The organism is Spiroplasma sp. AdecLV25b, from assembly GCF_030913225.1.
GTDB lineage: Bacteria > Bacillota_I > Bacilli_A > Mycoplasmatales > VBWQ01 > Spiroplasma_E.
Genome location: NZ_JAQYTS010000028.1, coordinates 1 through 22,328 on the forward strand (window position 1 = coordinate 1; position 22,328 = coordinate 22,328).

The 22,328-nt window shown below is 26.0% G+C and carries 27 protein-coding genes; 18 read left to right on the forward strand and 9 right to left on the reverse strand.

From position 1 onward, the window contains the following. The first annotated feature begins 280 nt into the window (after positions 1–280). Positions 281–436, forward strand: a complete 156-nt coding sequence (locus RDJ14_RS02780) for a hypothetical protein (protein WP_308149853.1) — start codon at positions 281–283, stop codon at positions 434–436. A 61-nt stretch (positions 437–497) separates the two neighbouring features. After that, the gene (locus tag RDJ14_RS02785) at positions 498–971 is read left to right on the forward strand and encodes a hypothetical protein (protein ID WP_308149854.1); all 474 of its coding nucleotides are present in this window, start codon (positions 498–500) and stop codon (positions 969–971) included. Positions 972–1,103: 132 nt separating this feature from the next. Here RDJ14_RS02785 and RDJ14_RS02790 read toward each other — a convergent pair whose 3' ends face one another. Continuing rightward, a complete protein-coding gene (locus tag RDJ14_RS02790; RefSeq protein WP_308149855.1) occupies positions 1,104–1,271 on the reverse strand; it encodes a hypothetical protein in 168 nt (55 codons plus the stop codon). A gap of 504 nt (positions 1,272–1,775) precedes the next feature. Here RDJ14_RS02790 and RDJ14_RS02795 point away from each other — a divergent pair. Next, a complete protein-coding gene (locus RDJ14_RS02795) occupies positions 1,776–1,973 on the forward strand; it encodes a hypothetical protein (protein ID WP_308149856.1) in 198 nt (65 codons plus the stop codon). A gap of 67 nt (positions 1,974–2,040) precedes the next feature. On the opposite strand, the gene RDJ14_RS02800 is transcribed toward RDJ14_RS02795, so the two are convergent. Continuing rightward, positions 2,041–2,871, reverse strand: a complete 831-nt coding sequence (locus RDJ14_RS02800) for a phosphotransferase (RefSeq protein ID WP_308149857.1) — start codon at positions 2,869–2,871, stop codon at positions 2,041–2,043. A gap of 84 nt (positions 2,872–2,955) precedes the next feature. Here RDJ14_RS02800 and RDJ14_RS02805 point away from each other — a divergent pair, with 84 nt between their 5' ends. Together RDJ14_RS02805 and rdgB are read left to right on the forward strand one after the other, a co-directional pair. Continuing rightward, positions 2,956–3,483 carry a cob(I)yrinic acid a,c-diamide adenosyltransferase gene (locus tag RDJ14_RS02805; protein ID WP_308149858.1) on the forward strand — a complete coding sequence of 176 codons (528 nt, stop codon included), beginning with the start codon at positions 2,956–2,958 and terminating at the stop codon, positions 3,481–3,483. Further along, a complete protein-coding gene (gene rdgB / locus RDJ14_RS02810) occupies positions 3,483–4,082 on the forward strand; it encodes an RdgB/HAM1 family non-canonical purine NTP pyrophosphatase (protein WP_308149859.1) in 600 nt (199 codons plus the stop codon). The genes RDJ14_RS02805 and rdgB overlap by 1 nt, the downstream gene beginning before the upstream one ends. A 246-nt stretch (positions 4,083–4,328) precedes the next feature. Here rdgB and RDJ14_RS02815 read toward each other — a convergent pair whose 3' ends face one another. Then, positions 4,329–4,979 carry a hypothetical protein gene (locus RDJ14_RS02815; protein ID WP_308149860.1) on the reverse strand — a complete coding sequence of 217 codons (651 nt, stop codon included), beginning with the start codon at positions 4,977–4,979 and terminating at the stop codon, positions 4,329–4,331. 140 nt (positions 4,980–5,119) lie between these two features. Here RDJ14_RS02815 and RDJ14_RS02820 point away from each other — a divergent pair, with 140 nt between their 5' ends. The 4 genes from RDJ14_RS02820 (at position 5,120) to RDJ14_RS02835 (ending at position 8,194) form a co-directional block, all read left to right on the forward strand. Further along, complete coding sequence (locus tag RDJ14_RS02820) at positions 5,120–6,391, forward strand: hemolysin family protein (RefSeq protein ID WP_308149861.1); 1,272 nt, start codon at positions 5,120–5,122, stop codon at positions 6,389–6,391. A gap of 58 nt (positions 6,392–6,449) precedes the next feature. Beyond that, positions 6,450–6,701, forward strand: coding sequence for a hypothetical protein (locus tag RDJ14_RS02825; protein WP_308149862.1), 252 nt, complete (start codon positions 6,450–6,452; stop codon positions 6,699–6,701). A 185-nt stretch (positions 6,702–6,886) separates the two neighbouring features. After that, positions 6,887–7,576 (forward strand): hypothetical protein, encoded by a 690-nt coding sequence (locus RDJ14_RS02830; protein WP_308149863.1) that lies wholly within the window; start codon positions 6,887–6,889, stop codon positions 7,574–7,576. A 12-nt stretch (positions 7,577–7,588) separates the two neighbouring features. After that, positions 7,589–8,194, forward strand: coding sequence for a hypothetical protein (locus RDJ14_RS02835; RefSeq protein WP_308149864.1), 606 nt, complete (start codon positions 7,589–7,591; stop codon positions 8,192–8,194). A 37-nt stretch (positions 8,195–8,231) separates the two neighbouring features. Here the strand turns inward: RDJ14_RS02835 and RDJ14_RS02840 are convergent, their stop codons facing one another. Both RDJ14_RS02840 and trpS read right to left on the reverse strand, forming a co-directional pair. After that, on the reverse strand, positions 8,232–9,113 hold the full coding sequence (locus RDJ14_RS02840; protein ID WP_308149865.1) for a Cof-type HAD-IIB family hydrolase: 882 nt from the start codon (positions 9,111–9,113) through the stop codon (positions 8,232–8,234). An 11-nt stretch (positions 9,114–9,124) separates the two neighbouring features. Beyond that, entirely contained in the window at positions 9,125–10,153 is a 1,029-nt protein-coding gene (gene trpS, locus RDJ14_RS02845) for a tryptophan--tRNA ligase (RefSeq protein WP_308149866.1), read from the reverse strand. Between the two features lie 452 nt (positions 10,154–10,605). On the opposite strand from trpS, the gene RDJ14_RS02850 reads away from it, so the two are divergent. The 3 genes from RDJ14_RS02850 to RDJ14_RS02860 are packed head-to-tail and all read left to right on the forward strand — an operon-like array spanning position 10,606 to position 12,284. Beyond that, a complete protein-coding gene (locus RDJ14_RS02850; protein WP_308149867.1) occupies positions 10,606–11,001 on the forward strand; it encodes a Spx/MgsR family RNA polymerase-binding regulatory protein in 396 nt (131 codons plus the stop codon). A gap of 29 nt (positions 11,002–11,030) precedes the next feature. Continuing rightward, entirely contained in the window at positions 11,031–11,843 is an 813-nt protein-coding gene (locus RDJ14_RS02855; protein ID WP_308149868.1) for an NAD(+)/NADH kinase, read from the forward strand. A gap of 39 nt (positions 11,844–11,882) precedes the next feature. After that, a complete protein-coding gene (locus RDJ14_RS02860; protein ID WP_308149869.1) occupies positions 11,883–12,284 on the forward strand; it encodes a hypothetical protein in 402 nt (133 codons plus the stop codon). Position 12,285: 1 nt separating this feature from the next. Here RDJ14_RS02860 and RDJ14_RS02865 read toward each other — a convergent pair whose 3' ends face one another. Further along, complete coding sequence (locus RDJ14_RS02865) at positions 12,286–12,630, reverse strand: rhodanese-like domain-containing protein (RefSeq protein WP_308149870.1); 345 nt, start codon at positions 12,628–12,630, stop codon at positions 12,286–12,288. 107 nt (positions 12,631–12,737) lie between these two features. On the opposite strand from RDJ14_RS02865, the gene RDJ14_RS02870 reads away from it, so the two are divergent. From RDJ14_RS02870 to RDJ14_RS02890, 5 genes are all read left to right on the forward strand, one after another. Further along, entirely contained in the window at positions 12,738–14,849 is a 2,112-nt protein-coding gene (locus RDJ14_RS02870; RefSeq protein WP_308149871.1) for a polyribonucleotide nucleotidyltransferase, read from the forward strand. Positions 14,850–15,040: 191 nt separating this feature from the next. Next, positions 15,041–16,813, forward strand: a complete 1,773-nt coding sequence (locus tag RDJ14_RS02875) for a ribonuclease J (RefSeq protein ID WP_308149872.1) — start codon at positions 15,041–15,043, stop codon at positions 16,811–16,813. 22 nt (positions 16,814–16,835) lie between these two features. Continuing rightward, positions 16,836–18,029, forward strand: a complete 1,194-nt coding sequence (locus RDJ14_RS02880; protein WP_308149873.1) for a hypothetical protein — start codon at positions 16,836–16,838, stop codon at positions 18,027–18,029. Between the two features lie 38 nt (positions 18,030–18,067). Next, positions 18,068–18,274 carry a hypothetical protein gene (locus tag RDJ14_RS02885; protein ID WP_308149874.1) on the forward strand — a complete coding sequence of 69 codons (207 nt, stop codon included), beginning with the start codon at positions 18,068–18,070 and terminating at the stop codon, positions 18,272–18,274. Between the two features lie 139 nt (positions 18,275–18,413). After that, a complete protein-coding gene (locus tag RDJ14_RS02890) occupies positions 18,414–18,653 on the forward strand; it encodes a GNAT family N-acetyltransferase (RefSeq protein WP_374047463.1) in 240 nt (79 codons plus the stop codon). Between the two features lie 16 nt (positions 18,654–18,669). Here the strand turns inward: RDJ14_RS02890 and RDJ14_RS02895 are convergent, their stop codons facing one another. Beyond that, positions 18,670–19,248 (reverse strand): hypothetical protein, encoded by a 579-nt coding sequence (locus RDJ14_RS02895; protein WP_308149875.1) that lies wholly within the window; start codon positions 19,246–19,248, stop codon positions 18,670–18,672. 2 nt (positions 19,249–19,250) lie between these two features. Continuing rightward, positions 19,251–19,586: a hypothetical protein gene (locus RDJ14_RS02900; RefSeq protein WP_308149876.1), complete on the reverse strand. Its 336-nt coding sequence runs from the start codon at positions 19,584–19,586 to the stop codon at positions 19,251–19,253. 498 nt (positions 19,587–20,084) lie between these two features. On the opposite strand from RDJ14_RS02900, the gene RDJ14_RS02905 reads away from it, so the two are divergent. Further along, entirely contained in the window at positions 20,085–20,234 is a 150-nt protein-coding gene (locus RDJ14_RS02905) for a hypothetical protein (protein WP_308149877.1), read from the forward strand. Positions 20,235–20,694: 460 nt separating this feature from the next. Here the strand turns inward: RDJ14_RS02905 and RDJ14_RS02910 are convergent, their stop codons facing one another. Then, the gene (locus RDJ14_RS02910; protein ID WP_308149878.1) at positions 20,695–21,753 is read right to left on the reverse strand and encodes a hypothetical protein; all 1,059 of its coding nucleotides are present in this window, start codon (positions 21,751–21,753) and stop codon (positions 20,695–20,697) included. Between the last annotated feature and the right edge of the window lie 575 nt (positions 21,754–22,328).

The window sequence follows — 22,328 nt, forward strand, 5'->3', positions numbered from 1 at the left end:
TTATTTTCAAACTAATTATATTTGATAAGGAGGGGTATATGGCTCATTTTTTATTACTTTTTTAAATTTACACACAATCTTAGACTTAACCAGACAATAAATAATATTAATGCTAAAGCGAATTCTAACTTAAATTATAAAAATTTTAATTATAAACAGTCTTTAATTAAACTTTTTAAAAAATAAAAATAATTATCAAAAAAATAATTTAGGATTATCTTTTCCAATAAATTATAATGGTTTGTATTTTCCATGATGAGGATTTGGTGATTATTTTTACTTGTATTTATCATCTAATGTTACAAAAAAACTTACTAATGCTTTAGATTCAGCTGGTGCAGTAATGGCAATGTATAGCATTCTTGCATCATATTTTGAAATATTGCCGGAATTACAACCTATGATTATATTCTTACTAATGGATATGATTTGCTAATTGAACTGCATGAAATGTTCCATCTTATGATGATGGAAATGGTGTATATTTAGGAGTAACATTGTTACCAATACCGATAATTTGTCAATCAGGAAGTCAAGATGAATATATTTCTAAAATTAATTCATTTGAAGTAGATTATAAAGTCTTTGATAGTGATTATATAACTTCATGTGTTGATGAGCAAGGAGTTAATACGTTATTAAATTATTATTACAATTATAAACCAATTCCAAGTGATACCACATTAGAAAATGATGATCAAACTGTAAATAATTTAGTTAATAATTATCTAAAAAAAGCTTTAATACGAATTGATAATACTGGTTTAGGTGGTTCTATTACTAATCAAGATTATATAGATTGATCTAATACATTTTTAAATATTAATAGTTGACCAAGTTGAGAACATTTACAAAATTTTGTTAATAAAAATAATGATTTTTATTCAATTGATATAAGAACTCAAAGAGGAACTGATGAATGAGGAGAACGATATTACTCTAGTGACTATGAAATTTGAAAAAATTCTTAATTAAAATTAAGGAAATTATCAAAAAGAAGAGACTTCTGAAAAGTCTCTTTTGTATTTTTTATAAAATTGTACAACAGTTACTTTGATTATTTTCTTCGATTATTTCGTTGCTTATATCATTCACATGTTGTTTTAATGATGTTGTTTCAATTTGTTGTGTTTGTTTCAATTGGCTCTTTGAATCTGAATTACTTGATTTTGATTTTGAAGTAGCTTGTTCACTACTTTTTTTGATTGTTGTAAACCAATAAATCCTGAAGTTCCTGATGCTGCTCCACCGCTACCACTACTATGTGTCATTTTTACCTCCTAAACATTAATATAAATGTTTAATAATATTTAAAACCTTTTAAAATAAATTACAAATAATTAACTATACTTTATTTTTAAACTTTAATCATAATTTTTTAAGTTAGACATCTTGTTCTTTTGAAATTTCTTCTAATTCAGGACAAATTTTATAATTTAAATGTAAAACTTTCCTTTTCTACAACTTATTGGTAATCTTTCTTGAAAAAATAACTTTGAAGAATCTATGGTTTATAATTTTAAAGAAAGCAAAGAAAAAGATCATGAAGGTGGTAGACCTGCTATTTATTTAGAATTTGATGAACAAGCAAATAAATATAAATTTCTTTGTGGAACAACATAAGTCAAAGAAATTAGATAAAGAATCTGAAGATTTACAAAAGTTAAATCATTTTTATCAACTTTTGAAAAGATATTTATAAAAAACATTCTGATAATCAAAGTTATAGTATTGGTAAAGAACCATCACTGCTGTTTGGAAAATAGAAATATAGCGTGTCTGCATCTAAATCAAATTTTGTTGGTGATAATGACAGTGGAAATTCTACTGCTATTGAAAAGCTAGCACAAGAAATACAAAATTCTAAAGAAACCCAATCATTTCAAAAAATTACAAAAGATATTCATGGGCAACAAGAACTAGAAAAAGAATCTAAAAATTATAAAAGAAATCTTAATTATTTTAACGGATAATACTCTCAATAGAATTAACCTTTAATTTTGTAAAAATGAAATAAAAACTATGAACATTATAGATAGTCTATATAATGATGTTTAAATTATCACTATACAACATTAACTTTTCTAGTTTACTATTACTAATATCTTGATAAATTGATATATTAGTTTGTTTATACAAATAACAAGCCCAGTAATATCAAATTAAATCTTGATAAGTCATTCATTGTTTAACAATTGTTATTTGCTCATCAGTTAAATTAAAACAAGCAAATCAAATTTTAATATCACTATCATTAGTTAATGTTTCAGATGCAAAAGAAGCAATATCAAATAATGGATCATTCCAACAAGTAAAATCTCAATCAATAAGATATCACTGATTATTAGTTTTTACAAAATTATTAATGCTTAAATCATTATGGCATAATACTATTTTTTCTGGTTGGTAATTTGTAATTCAAGTAGTAACACTTGTTTTAATCTTAGTTAAATCAACTGCACAAATAACTAAATCACAATAAGATTTTAATTGTTCTAAACCATTTCACTTCATTATATTTAAATTACTATCATATTTAATTTTATGTAATTGTTTTACTAAATTAGATAAAGTAGTTAATATTTCGTCATAAATTGGTTGTTCTACTAAAGTTATTAAATCATGATAGTAGGGCATTAATGTTAGTAATTTATTATCTTGAATATTAATTTCAATAATTGGTAATGTAAATTTTTGTCACTGAATTAATTGGACAACTCTAATTTGATTTTCTGTGTTTAAAAATGGTTGCTTAATGTTTTTACTTTGTTTTAAAAAATATTGTTGATTAACTAAGAATAAGTCATTAGTTAGTCCTTTAGTTATTAATTGTTCACATTGGAGGGGTGATTTTATAGTTTTAAATGTCATGTTATTCACCTTTTCAATTTACTTGTATCTATCTCAATAAAATTATACAATTTATTTAATTAAATTATTGAAAGTAGTGAGACGATGTTAGAAAAAGGTTATATTCACATTTACAAAGGTAAAGGTAAGACAACTATTCTTAATGGTATGGTTGTGCGTGCGCTTGGTAATAAACTTAATGTTAGTTACTTGCGGTTTTTAAAGAATTGTCCGTCGGGCGAAATTGCCTTTTTTAAAAATAACACTAAAGTTAAAATTGAAAGTTTTTATGAATCATCACAAAAATTTTTTTGAGAAATGGATGAGAAGGAACAAGCCATTTTAAAACAAGAAACTAATGAAGGACTACAACGCTTAGCAATTTTAAGTCAAAGTGATAGCATTGATTTAATTGTGGTTGACGAAATCTTAGGATGCATTCAAAATAATTTAATTAAAGAACAAGATTTAATTAAAATTTTAAAAAATAAAAAACCAAATATTGAAATCGCCATATCAGGGCGATATGCGTCATTTGCTTTAGAACAAGTTGCTGATTTAATTAGTGAAGTTAAACCAATTAAACATTACTTTGAACAAGGTCAAATTGCACGGGAAGGAATTGATTATTAATGGTTATTAAAACATTATGGTTTGCTTCAAACAATCCAGGTAAAGTTATGGAATTAAAAGCGATGTTAGCGCCATATGGTTATGAAATTAAGTCAATTTTAGACCTTAGTTCACCAATTGAAATTAATGAAACAGGGGATTCATTTTCTGAAAATGCTGTTTTAAAAGCAAAAACTTTAGCACGATTAGTTAACACTCCTGTCATTGGCGATGATTCAGGATTGGAAATTTTAGCATTAAATAATTTCCCTGGCATTCATTCAGCACGTTGAAAAGGCAGTATGTCTTATCATGAAGCTATGGTTGATATTTTAGAGCAAATGAAAGGCCATAATGACCGTAGCGCCATGTTTATTTCAGCAATTGCTTATGTTGATTTGAATCATAACATTAGCAAAACTTTTATTGGTAAGTTGGAAGGTGAAATTACAATAGAAATTAAAGGTAATTATGGTTTTGGTTATGATCAAATCTTTTATATTCCATCACAACATGCCACATTAGGAGAAATGACGTTAGAAGATAAAAATAAGATTTCTCATCGTTATTCAGCGCTTAGTCAATTGTTAAAATTTTTAGAAACATTAGCCCTTGAATAGAATGAGAGATGCATTATCTCTGATGTTTAGAGAAAAGAGAATTGAACCCTTATAAAATTACAACTTTCGGGTAGTACTAACTAACCAATGTTGAAATTGATTTCAAAATCAAAAAAGACAAGATTGCAAATGATATAATAATGTTACTAAATAAAAAAATAAGTTATTAATAACTTATTTTTTGTTTATTATGTAGAAAGTAAAGATTTGCTTTATTAGCATTTTTTAATACTAAACTTGTATGTTTTATAATTTGTCTAATAAATTCCCACTTATTAAAGCTGTAAATTTATCAAAAAATTGTTCTTGGTTGCTAATATTTTTTGAATCTCAACCAGCACCAACAGTTAATAATTGCCCCTTACTTACAATAAAGATAATTGGTAATGATGTAAATTTACGATCCTTATCAGTACTAGGGTAAGGAGGAATAACAGTTGTAGCAGAGTCTGTAACAGGTTCTGAGTATTTGGTACCTACTGTTTTGTTGTCAATTAATCAATGGTAGATATTTTGTTGTCAACTAATAGAAGAATCATTTCAAAAATCATCGGCTGATGTCTTACTTTCATCAGCAAACGGTTCTCTTTCAAACGTTAGAATCTTAATTTTAGTATTATTTTTATCTAAAGCAGGTTTTACACGGTCTGATTCTAGATATTTTTCTCACTGACTTTTACCACCTGTTGGAGGTATTGCTTGCATAGCAGTTAATCCATCAGTAAGTGTTTTTTCATCGGCATTGCTTTTAATTCCAAGTACACCAAAAAAAGTTTCTTTGCTATTAACATGATTTTTAAAATCTTGAAATTTTGAATCATCACTACAAGCGACTACTTGTAAAGTTGTTGTGCTACCTAGTACTATAGCAGCCATTAATCCTAGTATTTTACGCATTTAATTTTCACACCTTCAATATTATGTTGTATGCCTAAAGCATAAACAAATAATATATAATAAAATATAACGTATTAAGTATACTATGTTATAATCTTAATAACAATAAAAAAAATACAAAGGAGCATAATATTTTCTATATGGAAAGTAATTGGTACATTTATATAATCATATTAGTAATTCTATTATTTTTAAGTAGTTTCTATTCATCAGCAGAAACTTCTTTAACTTCATTAAACGTTATTAGAATTAAATCAATTGGTAAATTACGTAGCAAGAAAAATCATCGTGCTAATATTGTTTTTAAATTAGTAAAAAATTATAATACAACTTTAACAACTATTTTAATTGGCAATACATTAATTAATGTTGCCATTGGTACTTTAAGTACAGTTTTATTTATTGACAGTTTAAACTTACCAATTTATGGACCATTAATTTCAACTTTAGTTTCTGCTACTGTTGTTTTAATTATTGGTGAAATTATTCCTAAAAGTGTTGCTAAATTACACCCTGAGGCAGTGGCGTTAAATTATGCTTATATTTTATATATACTGAATATTATTTTTTATCCTTTTACTTTTATCTTTAAACTATTTCAAATTAAAAGTAAAAAACCAACTAGTTCAGAACAAGAATTAATTGAATTAATTTCAATTATTGAACGAGAAGGAGTTATTGAAAAAGCAGAACGCGATTTAATTGAATCAGCAATTAAATTTGATGAAAAATCTGTGTTTCAAGCTATGCATCCCAAAAGTAAAAGCAAATATATCTATGATGACACTCCTGCTAAAACAATTAAACAGTTATATCTAGAAGAAAAATATAGTCGAATTCCGGTTATAGACCGTAATACTGATAATGTAATTGGAATTTTAAATATTAAAGAATTTATTATTAACATGTTAGAAAATGAACATCCTGATTTATTAAAATTAATGTTACCACCTATTTTTATTTCAAAACGTGCAAAGTTAAATGAAGCATTGGAATTACTGCAAAGTGAAAGAATGCACTTAGCTATTGTGTGTAATAATAAAGAAAAAAAAGATTTTAGTGGAATTATTACCTTAGAAGATATTCTTGAAGAATTAGTCGGTGAAATTTATGATGAAACTGATGAGATTGGTTTAATTCAAGAAGTTGGAACCCATAAATTTCGTGTTGACGGTTCATCAAAATTAGAAGTATTATTCAAGCGTTATTTAAAAAAGAAATCACCTAATAGTAATAATCAAACTGTTCAAGAATGATATATGATGAAAACTAAAGAAAAGAAAGTTAGAAAGTGTAGTCCTGTTTTTAAATTTCGTAACTTTTCGTTTAAAGTGGTGAAAGTAAAAAAAGAATATGCTGTCTTTGAAGTAGAAGTATTTACTAATAAAAAAATTAAAAATGAATGAGAATAAACGTTAGGTAAAATTTGTTATAATAAAGATATAATTATTTTAGAAAGAATGTGACCTTATGTTTGGAAAACATCAACATGAAACAGAAAAATCTGATTGTCTAAGATGTCAATATAATTCTTTGATTAAAGAAGGTAAAATTATTATTGATGGGTGAGATAAACAACCACCAACACCAGAAAGATTAGTTGAGATTCAACAAACATTAGCAAAATTACAATCTGAAATTGAAGAACATAAAAATGATGCTGAATTAAAGTTTTGTGCTGACCATCCTGAAATATTTGAATTTTTACCCATTGAAGTATAAAAAATGAATCCGTTTATGGATTCATTTTTTTAATTAAATTTTTTTACACTATTTAATGATTTTATAATCAATTTATGCTTTTAAATTGTAAAATTTTTGAATAGTTTTAATATATATGTGTAGCTTATAAAATTTAAGAAAAGGTTATTGAATTTTAGAAATATGGGGAAAAAGGGGAAAATAACATGAAAAAATTTATTACAAGTAGTTTGGTTCTAACTACGCTTTTAAGTACAACACCACAAATTACTACCTTATCAAAAACAAACAATATTGAAAATTTACAAGACAAAGAACAACATAAATCAATAGATTTTGATTATGTAGAAAAATATTTTGCAACTAAAACTGAGCAAGAAAAACAAGTATTAAAAGAAAATATATTAGGTGTTATTTCATTAGCAAATGGTGCTATCCTTTTTGATAGCGCTAAATTGAATAAAAAAATATGAGATTTTAAAATTTATCTAATCATTACTAGTGATGAATATCTTAAAGTTTTGCATGTTTACTATCAAAATAAATTCTTAATTTTTGATGAAAAGGGTAAAGCTAGTTTTAATTTTGCAACCCAAGCAGTAAAAAATCTTAACATTGAAGGTATTTGATATGAAACTTATTGATATTGATTTAGTATAGCGAAATTACATTTTAGTTCAGCTATAATTGAAGAATTTACTGAAGGGGGGCTTTCGGTTGCCGAAATCGCAGCTATGATTAGTAAAGCATACCCACCATTAGCACCCGCAGTGTTTGCAATTGCTGCTGTAATAACAGCAAATGCATTTATTTTAAAAGCATATGATTATGGTCGTGGTGCTTGAATGGAATTATATTTGTTTACTATTCCTACATTAAAATTTGGAAGTAATTAAGGATTTGATAAAATGTTTAAGTCTTTTTTTGAAAATCTCAAAATTGATCCATTATGAAAAAATATAATAAAAATAAGTTTGATATTTTATTTAATTACAAGTTCAACATTTTATTTTATTTTATATATTTGAATCTTAAGTTTTATAAAAAATGAATGATGAAATATTGACAAAAGTTTTATTATTTTTTCTGTTTTTTGTTTTCAAACAGTGTTTATTTCTTATAGTTTGAGTGTTTTTATACTTAACAGTAATGATGAACAACAAAGAAAATATCATTTTTTATGGTTATTATTGTTTCTACTTGCTTTAAATCCTATTGGTTTTATTGGTATTTTAATGCTAGAAAGTGAACAGAAATGAAAAAGCAAAAATAATGTAGTTGAAGTTCAAGAAAATACGACTATGATTAAAACTGAAAAATGATTTTTGTTTTGAGCATTATATAGTTCTATTGGAATGATGATTTTTATTATTTTTATACCTATTTCTATTTTAAATATTATAAAAATAATTAAAAATTGAAAAAATGACTTAATTGAAATTAAAGAATTAAAAAAAATGGCTTATTTTAGTAGTGATTTAACTTTAATTATTGCAGGTAAATTTGCTTTTTAATTAAAAAGCAAACACCAACAGAAAATATTAGACTACATTAAATTTTTATTGCATTTTCTTCATTTAAACTTAAGAAATTTGATAAGTGGTCACCAACACCACCTTCATCATTAGTTTTTCTAGTAATGTCATTAGCAATGCTTTTAATAACGATATTACCATTCTTCATAGCGACACCATAACCAACAGCCATTAACATTTCTATATCGTTGATTTCATCGCCATAAGCAATAACATCCCGAATATCAATATTATAATATTGTGCTAAGATACGAGCAGTCATACCTTTGTCAATAAACTTGCTTGAGATTTCAAAAATTAAACTACCATTATCATAACGCGTTCACGTATTAAGCTTAATGGCATTAGAATATTTTTCAAGCACTCGGTATACTTCATCAAGGTTAGTATCATCTTTAAACTGAATTAAGATAGCATTAGCACTACCCTTTCAATCTCTAATTAATTTACTAATGGTGAAAGTATCATTTTCAATAGTATCTAAATGAAAATAGGTTTCAAAGAAATCATCTTTTTTTCAACATACCGCTTTATTGTAATATTCAATAACTGAGTTTTCAATTTGGTCATAGATATGTGATTCATTTAAAATACTTTTAACAATACTTTCGGAGATAGGAAATACTAATCGTTTGAATTGTTTAACTTTTGGGTCATGAATGTGGCCACCATTAAAGTTGCATAATAAAGTATTAAGACCTAATTCACGATAAAACTTAATTGATCCACGATGTGGTCTTCCTGTGACAATACAAACAATATGTCCTTGTTTTTTAGCTTGTAATAAAGCTTTTTTAGTATCGGGATGGATTTCTCTGCCTCCACTTTTTAATAATGTTCCATCAAGGTCACATAAGATTAAATGTTTTTGTTCCATATTACGACGTTGGATTGCCATGTTATTTCCTCCTATTTTTTGTTGTTACTGACTAAATAATTAAGACCAATGGTATCTTGGACTAGAGTTAATTTTTGATTAGCAATCTGGTTAGCAATTTTAGCTCCTTGCTCTAAAAATTTTGTTAATTGAAATGATTTTATATTAACTAGTTCATTATGTTTTTTTTGCATAGGCGTTAATAAACCGTTAACTACTTTAATAACTTCTGATTTTAAAAATCCATAGTTTTGATTAGCAAAATATTTTTCACAAGTTTTTATGTCTTGTTTGGTAATACTAGCATAAATACTTAGTAGATTACTGACACCAGGTTTATTTTCAATATCGTATTTAATAATACCTTCAGAATCTGTAACAGCCTTTTTAATTTTATTTGTTACTTCTTCTTCACTGTCATTTAAAAATATAACATTTTTAATATTTTCATCTGATTTTGACATTTTTTTAGTAGGTTCTTGTAAACTCATAATCTTTTGTGCTTGTTCGTCAAAAATTGCTTCTGGAATTTTAAATAATTTAGTTTTATGAAGATTGTTTATTCTTGTAGCTAGAGTTTTTGTTAATTCTAAATGTTGCGTTTGGTCAACACCAACTGGAACGAAATCAGCATCGTATAATAAAATATCAGCAGCCATTAATGTTGGGTATACAAGTATTCCAGAAGGAATACTTAAAGTTTTATTTTGATTAGTAGTTTTTTGACTTTTGTCTTTGAATTGTGTCATCCGCTCTAATTCACCTAAATAACTATGACATAGTAGAATATAACCTAGTTGCGTATGAGCTAAAACATCAGATTGGATAAAGATATGTGACTTAGCAGGATCAATACCAGCAGCAAAATATCATGCGGCAATATCTCTAATGTTTTCTCGTAATGTTTGTGGATTAATGGGTAGTGTTAAACCATGTAAATTAGCAACAAAAATTAAGAGTTGATGGTCATCTTGAAGTTTTAGAAAATTATTAATTGCCCCTAAGTAATTACCTAAAGTTAATTTTCCAGTACTAGTTATTCCTGATATAACACGAGCCATATGGGCATTCCTCCTAATTATTTTTTAATTATTATAATTATCAACGATTAAATTAAATAATTCAATTAATTATCTTATTTAATTATAAAAAAATTATATCCTAAACTAAATAAAATACTTATGTTGCTAAGTCTAATATTGATATTTTTTGATAATAATTTCATGAACCACAGTCATGAAATTATTACAAAGGTAAATTTCTGAAGTAGAACTATACGCGGACAAAGAAGAATATGATATAATATAAAAATGAAGGATAAGATGGAAAGGTCTTTCATGTGCTTTATTTAACATTTTTAAATGAAGATTATAAGTTAAGTGGCAGTATCAAAGGAATATATTAGTATTATTTTTGTTACTCAAATATAAGTTAACTATAAAAATATTGGTATATTAAAGTTGATATTGGTAGGGTATTAATGAAAAAGAGGAAGAGGAAAGGGATTCTTGCCATGATTAAAATATACGTTTCTCCTAGTTGTTTATCGTCAAAAAAAGTTATTCAATTTTTCGAAAAACATAAAATTCCATATATTAAACGCAACATAATTCACAACCCATTAACAGATACTGAAATTAAGTTATTATTAAGATTTGTGCCTAATGGTGTTGGAGATATTATTTCAACAAGAGCAAAATTTATTAAAACACATGCTATTAATATTGAAAAATTAACAATGTTGCAAGTATTTGATTTAATTAAAACTTCTCCAACAGTTTTAAAACGCCCTATTATTGTACAAGAAAATAAGCAAAGAATTCAAATTGGTTATAATGAAGATGAAATTGAATTATTTCTTCGAGGTTCTATTGAAAATGAATTTGAAGATTCTTGTGAAATATTTTAATTAAGTATTTAAAATGATTGGAATTGATTATGAAAAATTATGAATTTATCATTATTGCTAATAAATACAAAAATTCACAAACTTTATCTGAAACTTTAAGGGCCAAACTTTTGGCCCTTAAAGCAATTGAGACTGATTCTAACCCACAAATTGTTTTTGTGATTGGTGGTGATGGGACATTTTTAAAAGCAGTTCATGAATATAATCATCTGCTAAAAAAAGTAAAATTTGTGATTTTTAAGTGTGGAAATTTAGGATTTTATGAAAATTTTGACCACACACAAATTGATGATGTTCTAACTTGAATTGCTAATGATGATAAAAATTTAAAAATAAATCCCTTGTCATTATTAGAAATAGTTGTTAATAATCAAACACTATATGCAATAAATGAAGTTAAATTTATTAATTTAACCACAACACTATCATGTCAAGTTTTAATCAATAACCAAATCTTTGAAAATTTCCGTGGTTCAGGAGTAGTTGTCTCTACGAGAACAGGTTCAACAGGTTTAATGAAATCCCTTGGTGGTGCCGTTGTACTATCCAATCATAATTTAATGCAATTTCATGAAATTGCTCCAGTTGCTAATAATAGTTATCGCAGTTTAAATTCGCCTTTAATTTTAGATGAAAAACATGAAATTACCTTAAAAATCAACAATCAAGTTGACAAAATATCAGATTTTGGTAAATTAATTGTTGATACTTTTGTTTTTAATGATAAACTAAATGATGAGATAACAATTAAATTATCAAGATTATCCTTACAAGTTTTAGAGTATAGTCCTAATCATTACTCATTACTTACTAAAGTTAAAAAAGCATTTATTCAAGATTAAAAAAAGTAGATGTTATAAAATACATTAAGGAAGTGTTTTATGCCAGTTTGACAAATTGCCTTATTAGTTTCTGCGTTATTATTTGCTGTTGTTAGTATTGGCATTTGAATTTGAAACGTTAATACCGCTAAAAAATTACGTACTGAAACTAAAAAAGATGAAGGTAAAATTAATAATAAACCACAAAAATTTCCCTTTAAATTGCAAAATTTTATTTTATATTTAGGTGGAATTGAAAATATTAAAGAAACATCAGCTACTGCTAATAAAATTAAAATTTCAATTATTGAACATACCAAAATTGATTTTAATAGTTTAAAAAAGATTAAAAATCGTGGTATCTTAGATCAAAGCGAAGCTGTTAGTTTAGTATTAGGTAGTTATTGCTATAACCTAAGCAGTGCTATTAATGAATTAATTAAATTAAATAACGAAAAGTAGTTTATTTACGATAGTAACCGTAAACTCCGTTTATTAATACGTAAGCATTAGGATAACCTTGCTCACGTAAGCTAATAGCCGCTGCTGTTGAGCGATGCCCTGCATTGCAAATAGTGATAATGGTCATATTTTTATCAGTAATGTACGTACTAGGGTTTTTTATTAAATCGTAGTAAGGAATGTTAATGATATTAAGTTCATTATCAGTGTTTGCGATTTTTTTAAGGACTTGATATTCACCAATATCACGAACATCAATTAGTAATGAACCTACTTTTATTTTGTCAAATTCTTTATTTGATAGTTCTACTTTGGTGTTAGGTGATTGTTGTTTATTTTTAAACATAATTTATCATCTCCTTAAATAAATTTGATTTATACCTAATTCTAACATGTTATTATGCTATAATGCTGATGTATTGTGACAAAAAAAGGAAGTTAAGGAGTAAAAGCATGTCAAAACAAAAATTTAATTTGACAGTTGGTCAATATGATTTAACTGTCGTTCTGGGGACTATGGCTAATTTAGCAGAAAAATCAGTAACAATTAGTTATGGTAATACTGTAGTTTTAACGACAGTTGCCTATAATGAACATATTAATAATCAGGATTTTTTTCCATTGCAAATTGTATTTCAAGAAAAACTATATTCAGTCGGAAAAATTCCTGGTGGATTTCTAAAACGAGAAGGTCGTCCTAGTGAATATGCGACACTATGTGCAAGATTAATTGACCGTTCAATTCGTCCTTTGTTTCCTTATGGATTTGTTAATGAAGTGCAAGTAGTAAATAATGTTTTTGCTTTAGATGACAACTGTGATGTTCGTGTTAATGCTGCCTTTGGAACATCCTTAGCATTATCTTTAAGTAGTTTACCTTTTCAAGGGCCAAGTGCCACAGTAGTAGTGGGGAAAATTAATAACCAATTAATCTTAAATCCTAGTCAAGAACAATTGTTAGTTTCAGAAATGGAATTAATTGTTGGTGGAACCAAAGATGCTATTAATATGGTGGAAGCGGGATGTCATGATATTAGTGAAAAAGATATGATTAAAGCTTTAAAATTTGCCCATGATGAAATCAGTAAACTAATTATTTTTCAAGAAACAATTATTAAAGCAATAAGTCCTACTAAATTTGAACAAACATTAGCATTAATTCCTAATGTAATTAAAGAGTATGTTGAAACTCATTGTTATGCCGCCATTGCTAAAATTAGTACGACTATTGATAAAAAAGTTCGTGGTAATTTAATTAAAGATTTATTAACAACAACTTTTGATAGTTTTAAAATTTCACAAGCAGAATTTTTATTAGATTCTAATGAAGCAACAGTAATTCATAATATTCGTAAAAGCATTGAAGAATTATTACAAACAACAATGCGAACAATGATTTTAAAAGCAAAAAAACGAATTGATGGCAGAGGCCCTGATGATATTAGAAAACTAACAAGTATGGTTGATATCTTACCGATTGTGCACGGTAGCGCGATGTTTAATCGTGGTGAAACGCAAGTTATGTCAATTTTAACGTTAGGTGCTTTAGCTGAGCATCAAATTATTGATGGTTTAGGTAAAGAAGAATACAAACGTTTTATCCATCATTATAACTTTCCGCCATTTTCTGTTGGTGAAACAGGAAGAATGGGAGTACCGTCACGACGTGAAATTGGTCATGGTGCCCTTGGAGAAAAGGCATTATTACAAGTTATTCCGCAAGAAAAAGATTTTCCATACATGATTCGTTTAGTATCGGAAGTTCTTGCTTCTAATGGTTCAACATCACAAGCAGCGATTTGTGCTTCATCAATGGCATTGATGGCTGGTGGTGTTCCAACGAGAGCAGCGATTGCTGGCATTGCAATGGGATTAATTAAAGAAAATAAAGATTTTGTAGTACTAACAGATATTCAAGGTTTAGAAGATCATTTAGGTGACATGGACTTTAAAGTAGCTGGCACCAGTGAAGGAATTTGTGCACTACAAATGGATATTAAAATTGCGGGCATTGATTTTAACATTATTACGCAAGCTTTAGAAAAAGCTAGAATTGCTAGATTACAAGTGTTAGAAAATATGAATAAGGTTATTAAAGCACCACGAATTACTTTAGCTGCAAATGCACCGAAAGTAATTATGAAACAAATTCCGGTTGATAAAATTCGTGATATTATCGGTTCTGGTGGTAAAGTTATTAATAAAATTATTGCTGATTGTGATAATGTAAAAATTGATATTGAAGATAATGGTCGTATTATACTGTATCATAATAACCAAAGTGCAATTAATAAAGCATGAAGTATTATTGAAAGTATTGTGTTTCCTGTACAAATTGAAGTAGGTTCTAAATTTGATGCTAAAGTTGTGACCATTACTAAATTTGGTGTCTTTGTTAACTTAAAAGATAAGATTGATGGTTTAGTTCGTATCTCACAATTTTCAAAAATATTTAATAAACGAATTGATGATTTAAATGATTTCATTAAAATTAATGATATAATTAAAGTTCGGGTAGTTAAGGTTGAAGATAACGGTAAACTTAGTTTAGAAATTATTGGTTAGATATAATTATGAACCTAAAATAAACTATTAGTTGCTTTTTATTTTTTTAAAAACAGTTCTAATGTTTTAACTATTTTAATGCTAAAATATTATTATAGTACAATGAAGAAAATATTTTTAATTTTCTTAACTTACAAATTATTAAAATTAAAAAATAATGCTAAAAAGAAAGTAGAAAACTGGTGAAATAAATGGCAAAGATAAAAGTATTTGCACTAGGTGGTCTTGATGAGCGTGGCAAGAATTTATATGTTGTAGAAGTAAATGAAAAAATATTTGTTTTTGATGCAGGAATTAGACTACCAGAACGAGAAATTTTAGGAATTGATATTATCATTCCTGATTATACTTATTTAAAAGAAAATAAGCAACGTGTTCAAGGGATTTTTATTTCAAAACCATCAGATGATGCCTTTGGCGCTTTACCTTATATACTAAAAGATTTTAATAAAGACAAAACTAATCATAAAGTCCCTATTTTTGCTAGCAAGCTGACTGACTTCATGATTAGACAAAAACTAGAACGTTTTCGTTTTATTAATCAAAATGAAATTAGTATTAAAAGTATTCAACCAAATGAAAAAATGAATTTTGGTAATGTTAGTGTTGAAACCTTCAAAACCACAACTTCAATTCCTGGCAGTTTAGGATTTGTACTAACTGTTAATAATGAAGAAAAAAATCAACCAGCAGAACGGATTGTTTATACAGGAGATTATATTTTTGATGGTGAATACCGCAATGATTTTGCTACTGATATTCCTCATTTAGCAAGCGTTGCTAAAAAAGATGTCTTGTTATTAATTAGTGAAGCATCATGTGCTGTTAGAAAAAACTTTACAGCTCCTAATCATAAAATTCAAAAAATTATTGAACCAGTATTAAAAGAAGCCCCAGGAAGAGTTATTCTTGCTTGTTATGATCAAGATTTGTATCGTGTTAATGAAATCTTAAATGCTATTCAAGAAACTGATTCGAAGCGTAAAATTGCTGTTTATGGTGTAACGTTATATGATATTTTACTAAAAGTTAATGATTTAAATGCTTTTAATATTAATAAATCACAACTAATTAACTTAGCACAAACGGTTGGTATGAAAGACACAGTTATTATTGTTACTGGTAGTGGTGAACGATTATTCTTAAAAATGAATAAAATTGCTGTTGGTAATGATGACTATTTGAAATTAGAACCGCAAGATACAGTAATTTTAGCAACTCCACCAATTCCAGGTAATGAATTAGCACATGCTTCACTACTAGATGAGTTAGCAAGAACTGATGTTAAAGTCATTAGTATTTCTGAAAAACAAGTTTGAAGTTTAAATGCTTCGTATGAAGACATTAAATTAATGGTTAATATTATTCAACCTAAATACTTTTTGCCTGTTAAAGGATTGTATAAAGATTTTGTTGCAGCCCAGCAAGCTGCTATTAGTGCTGGTGTATTAAATAACAATGCTTTAATCCATGATAATGGTAAAGTTATTACTTTTGAAAACGGTAAGTTAGTAGATAACTTTGTTAAGTCAACCTTTAATCGTGCATCATCAATTGGTGATAAAAGTTTTAATACTATTAAATCAACAGAAAATCTAATCAAAACTGGTGATGTTTATGTTGATGGAATTGGTGTTGGTGATATTGGCGCCATTGTGATTAATGAACGTAAGCAATTACAACGTGATGGTGTATTAATTACTGGCGTTACGATTGACCGTAAGACTAAAGAAATAATTTCTTTAATTGATGCGCAAATGCGTGGTGTTATTTATTTAACTAACAATGAAGGAATGCTAAAAAATATTCAAAAAATTATTATTAATGTTATTGAAAAGTATAAAGCAAGTAATGCATTTAGCATTAATGAAGTTAAAAATAAAATGCGTAATGATCTGCAAGATTATATTAAAAAAGAAACTGGAAAATTACCGATGATTTTAACAGTTATTAATGAAATTTAATCTTTTTAAGTAGGTGCACAAAATGGAAAACAGTAATCCACAAAGAATAATCACTTTTTCTAAGCTTCATACGCGAGGTGACGAAGTAGGAACCTTGTTTTTTGCAGTTACCATTTTGTGTTTTTTAATTATTAGTTTAATTAGATTTAGTGTTGTTGGTAAAATGTTAGATGATTTATGTTTTACTTTTCTCTTTGGTTGAATTAAGTACTTAGTATATGGGATTAGTTTCTTTGCTATTATTCCTTTATGTTTTGGTTATCATTTAAAAATGAAACCAAGCAATGTAGGAAAATTAGTTTTAATATTAGTATTAGTTTGCTGAACAACTCAAACTTTGTCATTAATAATTAATAATCGTAATCATTTATATTCTAATTATCATAACTTAAACTTAATAAGTATTACTACTAATTATGCTAATACGTGATGAAGTAGCAGTATTTTTACTAACTATAATGGGTTTTTTGGTAAACCAATTTCCTTTCCTAATTTAGGAATTAATACGTTTTTTCCAAGAAATGCTACAGGTGGTATGATTAGTACAATTTTAACAGGACTATTTAGTTATGGTTTTTTTGCTACTAATGTTTTTTCTAATATTATTGGCATCTTGTTATTAGTTTCTTTGCTTTTTTTTAAACGTCCGCTAATTATTTTTAGTAAGTTTAAATTATGTGCCATTGCTTTTACGAGAATGTTTAAAAGCGTTAAAACGAAAAGTAAAACTAAAAGAACTACTAAGAAACAATTTGAAGCCAAAAAATTAATTCATGAACAAAACCACAAACAAATACTTGCTGACAAAGTTGCTATTGAGAAAGAAGTGTTAAAAGAAATTAAAGGCATTAGAAAACAAACTAAAAATACTAGTCAACTTAATGATGCAATTGCTAATCCTATTTCTAATTTAGAAAAAACTATTAAATTAAAACAACAACAAATTCTATCTCAACAAAAACAACAAACTAATGATAAAGAATTAGATACCCAAGAAACAACTTCTGCTCCTGAAATAATTAATAATAAGTCACAACATTATTTCAACGAAGATTCTCACTTAACACCATTTGGTAAAATTAATCCAGATAGTCAAAAAGACAATGTTAATGTTAATAAAGGGGTACTGGTTATTAAAAAAAGTTTAGAAGATAGTGTATTTAATAATCAATCTGTAGTTCCAAGTTCAGAAAATAATATTGATAGCGACAAGTAGTTATTAATTAATTTTGAATCTTAGAAAGGAAATTAAAAATGATTCGTCGTGCCAAATTTAATGAAACCACCGAAAATATTGCGATAATAATTAATATTTTTTATGAAGTTTATGGTTCATCAAAAAGTAAAACCTTTGCAACGTATAGCGATAGTGAAAAAATAAATGTTTTTAAACAAATTTTCTTAATGAAAAATCATTATTTTAGTTATGAGAACTATATTGTTCACGAAGACAATGGATAAATTAACGGTATTGCTTTAGTTGTGTTGCATAAAGATAGTTATCAATTAAAAATTAATACTTTTAAAATTTTATCTAAAATTTTACAAATTAATTTTTAATTTAGACTTTGAAATTGAAACTGAATCGGAAGATAAGGAAGTGTATCTGGATACATTTGGTGTCAAAAGTGATTTTCAAGGGCAAGGTATTGGAGCAAAACTAATATTATGGATTGTTAAAAAATATCAATCGCAATCTGATATTAATTATTTGTCACTTAATGTTAGTTTTAAAAATTTTAAAGCTCGTAAGTTATATGAACGAGTAGGTTTTCAAGAAAATGGGAAGTTAAGTATTAATAGTGAACCTTTTTATCATATGATAAAAACATTAAATTAATAATAAACTTGATTTATTAGTATGATATTTTTTTGTATGGTCGTCCAATAAATAATACTAAAAACCCACTATAAAAAATAATTTTTTTTAATTCATCTTGTGCAATTTTTTCTTCATTTCATTGTTTTTTAATTTTTATTAAGTTAATAGCAGCAATGGGTGCAAATAAAATAAAGCAACTTAATCCGATTGAAGCATAAATTGCTCATAGTAAGATATGTTTATCATTTTTAATCATTACTATTTCAGAATTATTTTCTGCTTTCACAATGTGATTATTTCTTATTAAAAGTAACATTCCAATGAAACCAAAAATATCAAATGCTAGGAAATATAAAAATAATCATAAATATTGATTTTTAATTTGTTCTTGTTTGTTGCTATTTAAAATATAAATACCTAAACTAAAAGAAATAACAATGATTTTTATAACAAAAATAAACATTAATATGATGGTAGTGTCAATAGTAGTATTTAAAGATATAGTTGCGCTTATTCCTAAGGTTAATAAAATAAAAGTACCATAGCCTATAATAACATGTACTAAAGATATGATTATTAATCATTTTCAATTTTTAGAGAATTTGTTAAACATTTTTAGTTACTTCCTCAACCCATATCAGGTACTAATAAGTATATGCCTAATCAAGAACCATTGCCATAATCATAACTTCTTAATAATGCTATATTAGCAAGTACAACTCCAGCAATTGCTAATGCAGCGGGTGCTGCAGGTGGAAAAGCTAAACTAATTGCGGCTGCTATTTCTGTTGCACCATGACCACTTTCACCAAATGTTTCAATAGCATCATGAGAAAAATGTAACTTTCAATAACCAAATCAATATCAATGTGATTCAGCCCATACACTTGCCCCATTATTTTTTGCTTCAAAGTTTATATTATTATTTTTGTCAAAAGAAATTAATCCCATCTCTAGTTGTAGTGATAATGATTTAATATATTTGTCACTTGTGATTAATTGATAAATACTAGTATTTCATAGTTTATCATTTAATTTATTTTCTTGAATTAAAATTTGATTATTTTTATGCTTATAGCATTAATTAAATTTGCTTTCATTTTTTCAAGTTCTGTAATAGATTTATTTTTAAATTGCAGTTTAAAAAAATTTAATTGATTTTTTTTTGCAAGTGTTATTTAAAATTGCATTATTATTTGTTAAATATGTTTATGTTATTGTACTTGAAATTGTTAAACTAGAAATGACAAGTAAAAATGACTTCATAAGTTTCCCACGTTCCTTTAAAATATATGACTAGGTTGAACTTTAAAATCTAATATAATATAACCCGTCTTATTTTTGATTATAACATTAACATTTTTAATATTCAATTATCAGTTTTAAAATTATTACTATTAATCTTATTTTAAGATAAAATTATATAAATAACAGAAGTGAGGAAAATTAATGATTCGTATGGCAAAGTCTTCAGAAACTGAACAAAATCTATCAATAATTATTGAACTATTTTATGAGATTTATAAAACTACAAAAAATAAAATCTTTAATAAATCTAGCAATGAGATATTATTAAAATTTTTAAACAAATTTTCTTAATGAAAAATCACTATTTTAGTTATGAAAATTTTGTTCTTAATGAAGATAACAATCAAGTTAACGGTATCGCACTAATAGCAGTTGATGAAGATATTCATAAATTAAAACATAATACCTTTAAATTAGTAAAACATAACCTAAAATTGTTATTGACCATGAATTTGAAGTAGAAGTAGAAAGTAAACCCAGTGAAGTATACTTAGATATTATTGCTGTTCATCATGATTTTTAAGACCAGGGTATCGGTACTAAAATTATTAATTATATTACTAATAAATATCAAAATCATAAACATGTTAAATGATTATCATTAAATGTTAGTTATGGCAACATTTATGCTAAACAATTGTATGAACGTTTAAAATTTAAAGATGATGGTCAAATTATGATTAATAATAAGCCTTTCTATCATATGATTAAAGAATTAAACAAGAAATAGAATAGAGTCCAATAGGTTAATTTACACAATTGAACATATATGATTCTTGCCATAGTGCATTTCAATAATATCTTTATCAGATATTTCATCACTAATACTTGATATAGAATTATTAAACTTTTTATTTTTGTTATTTTTTGACATTTCTTTTTGTTGTTTTTCTAATTTCTCGTTTGTACTTTTTATGGTTTGTTTTACATGTTCTGGAATCATTTTCATGGTTTTTGGAAAATTACTTTCCAAAATTTTTACTTCCTCTTTTAATATTTCAATTTGTGTTGAAATATTAAAAATATTTACTTGTTCCATTTGCACAGAATTAGTACTTGGTAGTTTATTTTCATCAAGTTCAGAAATAGTAGGAAGAATTTGTTTTTTTAAATCTGAAACTTTTTCTTGAAATTTAAATGTTTGAGTTTCGCATTTACTTACCATTGTATCAAACTTAGATTTTTCTTGACTATTAATAGTTGTGATAATATCATCACTAAATTTTGAAAAATGATGTTTTTGTGTTGGATTGCTACTATCTTTATCATCAGTGTCACTTGATGGTTTACTTATGAATATGTCAGCTAATCCTGGTTTATTTTTATTTTTATATGATTGATTTGTTCAAAAAGTACTATTTTTAAATGATTGCATTTCATTTATTTTATATTCAATGTATTTTTCTTGAGAATTCATTTCATGTTTTAAAACTAAGAATTTTTCTTTGCATATTTCTTTTAACTCTTTTTTAATATAGCTTTGTTGTTTTTTTAAATCTTTGGCTTTACCGCCATAGATTATATTATTAATGGCATTTTTTAATTCTTTTTTTGTTTCTTTGATTTGTGATTGTAAATCATAACTTAATTGAAAAAATGAAGTAAAGTCAATCTCATTATCACTTTTTTTAGTTTGCAATTCTTTAGATAATGCGTTTATAATTGTTAAATTATTTTTATATTTTGAAACTATATCTTGAACTTTTTCTTTAATTTTTTCTACTTTTGATTCAAAAATCATTTTAAATTTCGTATTTTTTTTCGTTTTTTCTCTTGATATTAATCTTTGCGTTCTTTCTATACTAAACATTTTTTCTCCTTTTTCTTTCTTTAAAATAAAGCAATGGGTTAAAAATTTATATTTAGTTTATGTAAAGAATATATCATTTTTTGTTTATTATCTATCAACAATGAGTTTTAATAAAAATCATATTTAATATGTCATTTTGGGTGCTCAGGAATTTTAATTTTATTAAATATCCTCTTAAGTTTTTTATTTTGATTTTGATATGGTACAATTTAGTAAAGACCTTGAAGGATTTCAAAATAAACAGTGAATTTTAAGCGTATGCTATTAAGCAAAGTACGTTGAACCTTAGGCTAGAAACAAATCTGTAAAAAGATTTGTTTTTATTTTATCTTTGGTACAAGTCACCTAAGTTTACTCCAAATAATTTTAAAAACAGAATATTCATTTGTTATGAATTTAAAATAAGAATAAAAATAGTTTATATTTTTGGTTAAGTCTAAGATTGTGTGTAAATTTAAAAAATTAATAAAAAATGAGCCATATACCCCTCCTTATCAAATATAATTAGTTTGAAAATAAAAACTAGATAGGATGAGAAATATATGACTCCATTAAATTTTACAATAGATTCTGAA